Consider the following 9,167-nt stretch of genomic DNA (forward strand, 5'->3'; position numbering starts at 1 on the left):
AAAGAAGCAGCTACTTCCGGTAAGTGGCTGCTTCTCTGTTTTGGTTACTTCAGCAGGTCGCGCAAAGCGGCTTCCGGCTCGGTGAACTCATAGCTGAATCCGCTTTGAATAACTTTTTCGTTGCTTACACGGTTGCCGCCCAACACCAGATTGGCCATTTCGCCCAGCAGTGTTTTCAACACAAAAGCGGGAACTTTGGGCAGCCACAACGGACGCCCCAGCACACGGGCAATGATGCGTGTCATCTCTGCATTGGTTACCGGCTTGCCCTCCACGGCATTGTAAACGCCGGTGTCCAAAGGTTTTTGTAAAGCATACAAGAATAAGCGGCAAAGGTCACGTATGTGTATCCAGGAAAGGTATTGCTTTCCACTGCCCAGCGGTGCCCCCACAAACCAACGTACCGGGCGTGCCAGCTGCGGCAGTGCGCCGCCTTCGTTGCTCAATACAATGCCAATGCGTAAAGCCACCGCAGGCATAAGTTCCGCTATGCGGAAAATTTCTTTTTCCCATGCAACCACTACCTGTGCCAAAAAATCGTTGCCCGGCGGGCTGTCTTCATGCAAAAGACGGTCGCCGGTATCAAAGCCGTAATAGCCCACTGCCGAAGCCGATACGAAGTGTTTCACACGGTGAGGGTTGTTTTTCAGCGCCTTATATAGCAAAGCAGTACTACGGGTGCGGCTTTCCAGAATCAGACGCTTGCGCTCGGCAGTCCACGGTTTATCGGCAATGCCGGCACCCGCCAAGTGAATGATGTAGTCGCTTTCTTCCAGTGCCTTGGGATCGATCTGTTCTTTTTCTATATCCCAAAGATAAGTTTTGGCATGAGGCAATTGCACCGGGCGCCGGCTTAGCACGCCTATCCGGTAGGGTAGTTGTTGCTCTATGATGAAGCGGCGCAAGTAACTGCCCACCAGTCCGGTGCCCCCGGTGATGAGTATTTGTGGTTTATCATTCATCGAACAAAGAGTTTTGGGCAGCAGGCGGCACTATACCCAAGTGTTTGTATGCCAGAGGCGTTGCTTGCCTGCCGCGTGCGGTGCGTTTGATATAACCTTCTTGTATAAGGAATGGTTCGTACACTTCCTCTATTGTTTCGGCATCTTCGCCGCAGGCAGTGGCTATGGTCGAAAGCCCCACCGGTCCTCCTTTGAACTTATGAATGATGGTGGACAATATCTTATTGTCCATTTCATCGAGCCCGTTTTTATCTACATTGAGCGCTTGTAAAGCCATTTCGGCAATGGGCAAAGTAATGACCCCATCGCCTTTGACTTGTGCAAAGTCGCGGGTGCGGCGCAACAGGTTGTTGGCAATGCGGGGAGTGCCGCGGCTCCGGCGCGCTATTTCCAAGGCTGCTGTTTCTTCAATTGGAATGCCCAGCAAACGTGCCGAACGAATGACAATTTTTTGTAGTGTGGAAGCATCGTAATAGTTGAGGCGGGCAGTAATGCCGAAGCGGGCGCGCAGGGGGGAGGTCAGCAAACCGGAACGCGTAGTAGCCCCAATCAGCGTAAAGGGATTCAGGCTGATTTGCACACTGCGGGCATTGGGACCCGTGTCCAGCATGATATCAATGCGATAATCTTCCATGGCAGAATACAAATATTCCTCTACCACGGGATTGAGGCGGTGGATTTCATCAATAAACAACACGTCGTGTGGCTCAAGCTTGGTGAGCAAGCCGGCAAGGTCACTGGGCTTGTCGAGCACCGGTCCGGAGGTGAGGGTCAAATTTACCCCCAACTCATTGCTGATGATGTTGGCCAAGGTCGTTTTGCCCAAGCCCGGCGGTCCGTGCAGTAGCACATGGTCGAGGGCTTCGCCCCGCTGTAAAGCAGCTTGCACGAATACCCGCAGATTCTCTACTATTTGAGGCTGCCCGGTAAAGTCTTCGAAACTGAGGGGACGTAGGGCGCGCTCTATTTCCAAGTCTTTGTTGGACAGATGCTCTTTTTCTGCCCTTAGTAAGTCGTTTCTTCCCATAGCTTTTGGTACGTCAGCTATTCAAAGATACAAATTTATGACTGCATCAGGCAGAAAGTGTAACTTTGTGCCATAGCGGAAACAACTATGAACCCAAGAGCAAAAAATATCATTTATTCACTCCTTTTGCTTGTGTCGATTGTCGGTGTTTATCATTACCGGGCGCACCGGAAGCAGCAAGAACAGCAAGCCCAACAACAGCAGCTTGGTTCCGGTTGGTTTGAGTTGCGCGGTTCGGCACAAGGCACCACCTATCAAATCAAGTATTACGATTCTTTGAGGCGCGATTTTCAACCGGCCATAGACTCTTTGTTGCGCCTGTTCGACCAAGCGCTTTCAACCTACTTGCCCACTTCGGAAATAAGCCGCTTCAATGCCGGCGATACCAAGCGTTTATGTTATCGATTGCCTTACTTTTTGCCCGTATTACAAAAAAGCAAAGAAGTATATGAAGCGACCGGCGGCGCTTTCGACCCGACGGTTGCCCCCTTGGTGCGCGCTTATGGTTTCGCGCCCGCTGCCCCCCCCGAACCGCCCAAGGGTGCGGTGCTTGATTCTTTACGCCGTCTGGTTGGTTTTTCCAATATCGATTTCAACGATTCGTGTGTTTGGAAAAAGCGCGACTTCGTGCAGCTCGACTTCAATGCCATAGCCCAGGGTTATAGTGTGGATGTGCTGGCAGACTACCTGCTTGCCCAAGGCGTGCATCATTTCATGATTGAGTTGGGCGGCGAATTGCGCTGTGCCGGTAAAAACAAAGAAGGGAATCACTGGCGTATTGGCATCAAAGATCCCTTACAGGCCGAAAAGGGCAAAAGCGTAGCTTATGCTATTGTTGAGCTGGAAAATGAAGGGCTGGCTACTTCCGGCAATTATGAAAAATTTTATGTGAAGAACGGTAAAAAATACACCCATACCATAGACCCGCGCACCGGTTACCCGGTTACTCACAGCTTGTTGAGTGCCACCGTGATTGCCCCTGATGCCATGACTGCCGATGCTTATGCTACTGCCTTCATGGTTGTGGGGCTGGACGAAGCCCGCCGTCTGCTGGACAAACATCCGGAACTAAAAGCCTACCTGATTTATGATGACCGGGGAAAACTCAATGCGTTTGTATCGCCGGCACTCAAACAGCGCATTGTAGAAATAAAACAAGAAAGCAACTGATATGATGCAGAAGTCGCAAGATTGGTATAAAGAATGGTTCAATACCCCTTTTTACCATATACTTTACAAATATCGAAACGAGCAGGAAGCCCGTGTTTTTATTCATAATCTGGCAAAAGAACTTCATTTTGTTGCCGGACAAAAGGCACTGGATTTGGCCTGTGGACGCGGACGCCATGCCTTGCACCTGTGGAATGAAGGACTGGATGTAGTAGGCGTTGACCTTTCCGGGCAGAATATTGCCTATGCCAAGCAATATGAGCGCCCTCATTTGCGCTTCGATGTGCACGACATGAGGCTGCCCTATGCGACGGAAGCATTTGACTATGTCTTCAATCTCTTTACAAGCTTTGGTTACTTTGAGTCTGATGATGAAAACTACCGTGTAATAGAGGCCATTTACAAAGAGCTGAAGCCGGGCGGGCAAGCAGTCATCGACTTTTTGAATCCTGCTTATGTGATGGCGCATCTCAAGCAAGAAGAAGAAAAGCATGAGGAAGGCATCACTTTCTACATCCGGCGTTTTATTGAAGATGGCTTTGTGGTAAAGCGCATACAGTTTCGCTTCGAAGGGCAAGATTTTGAGTTCTTTGAGCGTGTGCGTTTGTTTCATCTCGATGATTTCCGGGCATTTTTTCAAAAAGCCGGTTTGACACTCAAAAACCTGTGGGGCGACTACGCCCTTTCTGCTTATGAAGCGCCCCGGTCCCCACGCATGATTATGCATGTATGCAAAGAGTTGGCATAAATATTGCGCGTTATGCAGAAAAGGCGTATATTGTAAATTATTTGACCAACATCATTCATGCGTTCGAGCCTCTTGGTATTCACTGCCTGTCTGCTTACAACAGAGCTTGTCGCCTGTAAAAGCAAAAAGCAGATTTTGATATCACAAATTTGGCGGGACGACGTCGAACAGCTGACACAAACCTATCTTTCCGTATTGTCGGAAGAAGAGAGAGCAGCTGTTGTCAAAGAGCCGCAGAATCTCGAGCGCATGCAGCAAGAAAGTGCACAAGAGCGCTATCATTTCGATGCAGATGGCATCTTTATGAGAAGTTCGGATAACGGTGCCTCGTGGTATGAAGCCGGCCGGTGGCAGTTGCTTGATAACCGCCTTGTCGTGGGCAAAGATACTGTATGGGTGAAGAAAATCAGCAAAAAACGCATAGTGTTTTATATGAAGCCGGCTGACCACTCTAAAATCAAAGAACCCGCAAAATTTATATTGCTTCCCGTTCGTTAAGTCTTTAATCAATATAAACTCTCAAAGTCAATTTGTATGAAGAAGTATTTTTTGTATGCCGTCATTTTATTAGCAGTTCCCATGCTTTTTAGCGCAGTTCCCATGCTTTTTAGCGCTTGTAAAAGCGATCCTAAAAGCTTGATGAGTGCACATGCCTGGACTTTCGACCCCGATGCAATGAAAGCCGACATGTTGGCAAACGCAAATGAAGAAGAAAAAGCACTGATGGAATCCATGTGGCCCATGATGAAACAAGCCATGAAGGCTTACAAGCTTACCTATAACGCAGACGGTACCTATAAAATGGAGACGCCTATGGGGAGCGAAGAAGGTACTTGGGAAATCGTGGACGGAAACACCTTGCGCCAAGTGTCCACCGGTGCAGAAGAAGGGGGGAACGAACCCGTAGATCTTGAAATAGTGGAAATCAGTAGCAGCAAAATGGTGTTAAAGGAAAAATCTGAGGAAGGCAGGCAAATGATCTTTATTCCTGCCGAAGAGCAAGAATAGTAAAAGTATTAGTAAAGTCTTTGATAAACAAAAAGTAAAATGAGAACAGTAAGTAAATTAGCAGGAGTGTTGATGCTCGCCTTGGTTTTGTTGAGTAGTTTCACACTTGACAACCCCCGCAAACATTTACTCAAAAAGTGGATGCTTGACAAAGAGTGGTTGAGCCAAAAATTGGACGAACAAATAGCCATCTTGGCTAAGGAAAACCCCGAGCAAGCAGAAGAGCTGAAAGCTCAAAAAGAACTGATGGTTACGCTATTGGGCGCTATGACCATGGAGTTTAAAGAAGATGGAACCGGAATCACTACTTCAGTGCAGGGCGAGGCTGAATTTGAGTGGTCGCTTTCAGAGGATGGCAAATTGCTTACCTTGAAAGAAAAAGGGGGCGAGGAGGCCGGCGATGCCATGCCTGTGCAAATATCGGAAAGTCGCTTGGTATTAGGCGAGGGCGAGGACAGCATCGTATTCGTTCCTTTTCAAGAAGAAGAAACTGAATAAGCAGCTGTAAAACGGCAGTCTGTCACAAGGCGAGGGGGCTTTATGCTTTCCTCGCCTTTATTTTTTGATATAAGTAACGGCGCCAGGTACCTTTCATATAATTGTATTTTAACGTGCTGCGTAATGCCAGCCACCAGTAAGTATTCATTTCCACGGCAAAAGATGGTTGCATGTAACAGTTGATGGCACAGCCCTCGCAGCCACTTAAACGCCCTTCTTGGCGTATCCACTTTTGTACTTGTGCACTGTGGTACAACTCAAAAAGATTGTTTTTTATGGGAAAACGCGCTGCCGATAAATGATAACAAGGCACAACCAACTCATTTTGAGGCGAGATAACCAATGTGCTGCTGCCGGCACGGCATACAGGCTTGCGAATATCATTGCCGCCATCTGCGCGCAGTTTCAAAAAAGCTTCATTTAAATAAACCCACGGTTTCCTTGCCCACTGTCGTAGGATGTTCAGGCTTTCGGGCGTGAGCGCTTCACCCACTTCGTTGTAATGAAATACAGGATTGATGATGAGTACCAAGCGGTTCGGAAGGCATATATTTTCCCAGATACGCTGAATGTGGTGCAAGTTATGATTGGTAGCCGTAAAGAGAATATCGGGACGTTCGCCCAGTGCAAGAGCTACCTCTATGGAGCGCATGACATGCTCAAAGCAGCGCACCCCGCGAATGCTGTCGTGGCTTTCTGCATCGGCAGCATCCAAGGAAAAATGAAGCATGTCTATCTTCCCTTTGAGTGCTTCGGCATATTTAGGATAAAGCAAAGCATTGGTGGTGACGGTCGTAATAAGACCCAATGTTTGTGCATATTCTAAAAAGTCGGGGAGGTCGCGGTGCAACAAGGGCTCACCACCGGTAAAATCCACTATATCAACCCCCAGACGACGGGCATCTTTCAAATTTTGAAATACCGCTTCGCGATGAGCATAGGGCGAGGGGCGCTGCCATATGTCGCAAAAGCTACAGCGCGCATTGCATCTGTAGGTAAGATAATAGTTGCATAACACCGGGTGCCGTACGAGTCGCATGTCTTTCTTTTGAAGAAACTGCTAATTTAAGAAACAGACAGGAATGCAGGTTTGGTAACACGAATGGTGGCACCCAGTTGGTTTAAAATATTATAAAGTCCAAAATACGTGCGGTTGATATAGAGCGTATGTCGTGAGCCCCGTGCCTTCTTCGACTCCTTCAATTCTTTCATTGAGGCAATTCGCTCAGATAACTCATAGATTTCACGAAAATACGAAGAGTTGCCGAAGTCGAATTGTTCGTAGCGAAAAGGCTTGCCCAGCATGCTTACCAGCTCTTTGAATATATTTGTAAAGAAGCGCTTTTCGTCCGGGCTGTCGTCTGCATGCAAAAATCCCATGCCGTGTAAAAGCTTGGTTGCTTCTGTGGCGTCGCGCATCACCCTTTCATCCAATACTTTAAAATATACCTCATAGAAATCATTGGGGATGACCTTGATACAGCCAAAATCAATGACACCCACCCGGCCATCTTCGGTAAAGAAAAAGTTGCCCGGATGTGGATCAGCGTGTACCATTTTCAGCTCATGGATTTGAAAGTGATAAAAGTCCCATAGTATTTGCCCTACACGATTGCGTATTTCTTGTGATGGATTACCGGCCAAAAATTCTTTCAGATGCTTTCCCTCTATCCAGCTCATTGTAAGAATACGCCTGCAGGAATATTCCGGATAATAAGCAGGGAAAAACAGCCCTTCAAGGTGGCTACATGCCTGCGTAAGCTCTATCGATCGTTTCAGCTCCAATTCATAGTTTGTTTCTTCCAGCAGTTTTTCTTCTACCTCCTGAAAATACAGTTCAATGTCCTTTTCTTGCATATTTAAAAGTCGTTTGGCAAAAGGCTTGACCAAACGTAAATCGCTCTTTACCGAATCGGCTACACCCGGGTACTGTACTTTCACTGCCAAACGTTGCCCATCTTTATAAGCTTCGTGCACTTGTCCTATAGAAGCGGCTTTGACGGCCTCTTTGCTAAAATAGTCAAACAACTCCTGAGGCGGCACACCGAAATTCTTTATAAAGGTGCGTACAACCAAAGGATAAGAGAGTGGCGGCACTGAATACTGTGCTTGTTGAAAGCGCTCAACGTAAGCCGAAGGCATCATATTTTGATCCATGCTCATCATTTGGGCAGCTTTAAGTGCACTGCCCTTCAGCTTGGACAAGGTTTCATAAACCTCCTCGGCATTGGCTTCATGTAAGCTGTTTTTTTCATCTTGCTGAAATAACTGCTTTTTTACATAATGTTTAAGGTAGTTGCCGCCTACTTTGGCGCCTGTTTTTAAAAGAGCAGTCGCCCGTGCCACTTTTGAGGTTGGTATTTTATCTGTATTTTTTCTCTGATTGCTCATAACTTAAAAATGATAAAAAGGAAAAAGGAATTTATTTTTTGCGCAACTCCTGAAATAAAAACTTGCCAAAGTCTGTAATGGAATCTGCTACATTGGGAGTTATCAAGTCAAACAAAGCATTGACCGACTTTTCTATAAATACATCGCTCTTTTCAAATTGCTCGCTTTCGTCTTTCAACCAATAGCGAATAATCATAGAAATGTTTAAAACAAAAAAGCCGGGATATAAACGTTCGTAAAATGGCCTTTCTACCAACTCACCCGCACCTATACCTGTTTGTATTAAATCTTTTGCGTAATCTTCAAACGCCTTTAAATAAGCCATAAAATAAGGGGCGCTTCTTATCGTATGCTCGTTCAACACAAGCAAATAACTTCTATCTTCCTTGAGCACTTCCAATAAAGTAAATGCATAGAGCAAGTACTTTTCGCGTATGCTGTAGCGGGCATACTCTTCATTATTCTCCACTTTTTCTATAGTTTGCCGATGGTAACCGCGCCAAATGCTTTTCTCTAAAGCGTCAAGCGAGTTGTAATGATCATAGAAATTTTTTTCAGAGGCATTTGCTTCTTCTGCCAGTAGAAAAACGTTGGCAGGGCGCTTGCCCTTTCTTAACAAATAGGCTTTGAACTCAGTTTGCCATTCGGCTGCATCCAGGGTTTTTATGGTTTTCTTTGCCATTGCTATTCAATAATTTTAAACAAAAACCACTGAATAGCAAAAAAGGTTAGCACAAAGCCAACCTTTTTAACATAAGAGACTTATGAAGTAACAGTCGGTTGCCGGTTTACACCGACATCTCTTTGCTTTTAATATGAATGCTCAACTCCTCCAAAAAGCGGTCTATGAACCCCTGCCGCACATGAGGCATCACCACAATCTTCCACCATTTAGGTGCTCTTTGATAACTGTCAGCTACCAAGAAATATTTCTGCGCCAAGTTTGCAGGTACATATTCTGCCTTAATAGCCACAATATTGATGTTCGGATGACGATAGTACTTTACCCCCAATTCATCCAACGAAGCACATAAGTCATCTGTGCGGTACAGCAGCTCCTCCATCTTGGCTTTCCACCCCTCCGAGCCGTAACGTCGCAAAATCATCCATACGGCTACCGCGTTGGCACCCGAGCGGCTGCCGCAAAGTGTGTAATCTAAGCCCGGAATATATTGTGCCTGTGGCGTAACCACGTAGTCGAAATAGCCCTTGCGAATCATAAAAATTCCCGTACCATAAGGCGCTTGAAGCATCTTGTGACCATCGGTTGCAATGGAAGTAACATGCGGATTCTTGAAAGAATACAAAGGGTCACGGTTTACAAATGGAAAAATAAAACCGCCAAAAGCCGCATCTATGTGCA

Annotated in this window: 11 protein-coding genes (1 of these 11 cut by a window edge); 5 read left to right on the forward strand and 6 right to left on the reverse strand. The window is 46.5% G+C overall.

Annotation, left to right across the window (positions count from 1 at the left end; genetic code table 11):
• Nucleotides 1–44: 44 nt before the first annotated feature.
• Both QVE43_RS08750 and ruvB read right to left on the reverse strand, forming a co-directional pair.
• Entirely contained in the window at nt 45–962 is a 918-nt protein-coding gene (locus QVE43_RS08750; RefSeq protein WP_038032518.1) for a TIGR01777 family oxidoreductase, read from the reverse strand.
• Nucleotides 955–1,989 (reverse strand): Holliday junction branch migration DNA helicase RuvB, encoded by a 1,035-nt coding sequence (gene ruvB / locus QVE43_RS08755; protein WP_288006166.1) that lies wholly within the window; start codon nt 1,987–1,989, stop codon nt 955–957. Before ruvB ends, QVE43_RS08750 begins: the two co-directional genes overlap by 8 nt.
• Nucleotides 1,990–2,076: 87 nt before the next feature.
• Here ruvB and QVE43_RS08760 point away from each other — a divergent pair, with 87 nt between their 5' ends.
• The 5 genes from QVE43_RS08760 to QVE43_RS08780 all read left to right on the forward strand — a co-directional run bounded on the left by QVE43_RS08760 (nt 2,077) and on the right by QVE43_RS08780 (nt 5,413).
• On the forward strand, nt 2,077–3,159 hold the full coding sequence (locus QVE43_RS08760; protein ID WP_288006168.1) for an FAD:protein FMN transferase: 1,083 nt from the start codon (nt 2,077–2,079) through the stop codon (nt 3,157–3,159).
• A gap of 1 nt (nt 3,160) precedes the next feature.
• Nucleotides 3,161–3,907, forward strand: a complete 747-nt coding sequence (locus QVE43_RS08765) for a bifunctional 2-polyprenyl-6-hydroxyphenol methylase/3-demethylubiquinol 3-O-methyltransferase UbiG (RefSeq protein ID WP_288006170.1) — start codon at nt 3,161–3,163, stop codon at nt 3,905–3,907.
• Nucleotides 3,908–4,042: 135 nt separating this feature from the next.
• Complete coding sequence (locus tag QVE43_RS08770) at nt 4,043–4,405, forward strand: hypothetical protein (RefSeq protein ID WP_288006172.1); 363 nt, start codon at nt 4,043–4,045, stop codon at nt 4,403–4,405.
• 36 nt (nt 4,406–4,441) lie between these two features.
• Nucleotides 4,442–4,915, forward strand: coding sequence for a lipocalin family protein (locus tag QVE43_RS08775; RefSeq protein WP_288006175.1), 474 nt, complete (start codon nt 4,442–4,444; stop codon nt 4,913–4,915).
• 39 nt (nt 4,916–4,954) lie between these two features.
• Nucleotides 4,955–5,413 carry a hypothetical protein gene (locus tag QVE43_RS08780; RefSeq protein ID WP_288006177.1) on the forward strand — a complete coding sequence of 153 codons (459 nt, stop codon included), beginning with the start codon at nt 4,955–4,957 and terminating at the stop codon, nt 5,411–5,413.
• Between the two features lie 40 nt (nt 5,414–5,453).
• Here the strand turns inward: QVE43_RS08780 and QVE43_RS08785 are convergent, their stop codons facing one another.
• From QVE43_RS08785 to QVE43_RS08800, 4 genes are all read right to left on the reverse strand, one after another.
• Entirely contained in the window at nt 5,454–6,452 is a 999-nt protein-coding gene (locus QVE43_RS08785; protein ID WP_288006180.1) for a radical SAM protein, read from the reverse strand.
• Nucleotides 6,453–6,478: 26 nt separating this feature from the next.
• Complete coding sequence (locus tag QVE43_RS08790) at nt 6,479–7,759, reverse strand: AarF/UbiB family protein (protein WP_308445312.1); 1,281 nt, start codon at nt 7,757–7,759, stop codon at nt 6,479–6,481.
• A gap of 76 nt (nt 7,760–7,835) precedes the next feature.
• Entirely contained in the window at nt 7,836–8,486 is a 651-nt protein-coding gene (locus QVE43_RS08795) for a TetR family transcriptional regulator C-terminal domain-containing protein (RefSeq protein ID WP_288006186.1), read from the reverse strand.
• A gap of 106 nt (nt 8,487–8,592) precedes the next feature.
• Nucleotides 8,593–9,167: the final stretch of a pyridoxal-dependent decarboxylase gene (locus QVE43_RS08800; RefSeq protein ID WP_288006188.1), read on the reverse strand. Its footprint extends 682 nt past the window's final position; 575 of the gene's 1,257 nt are visible here — the last part of the coding sequence; the start codon falls outside the window, past its right edge; it ends in the stop codon at nt 8,593–8,595.

The organism is Thermonema sp. (assembly GCF_026003375.1).
In the GTDB taxonomy this organism is placed as follows: domain Bacteria; phylum Bacteroidota; class Bacteroidia; order Cytophagales; family Thermonemataceae; genus Thermonema; species Thermonema rossianum.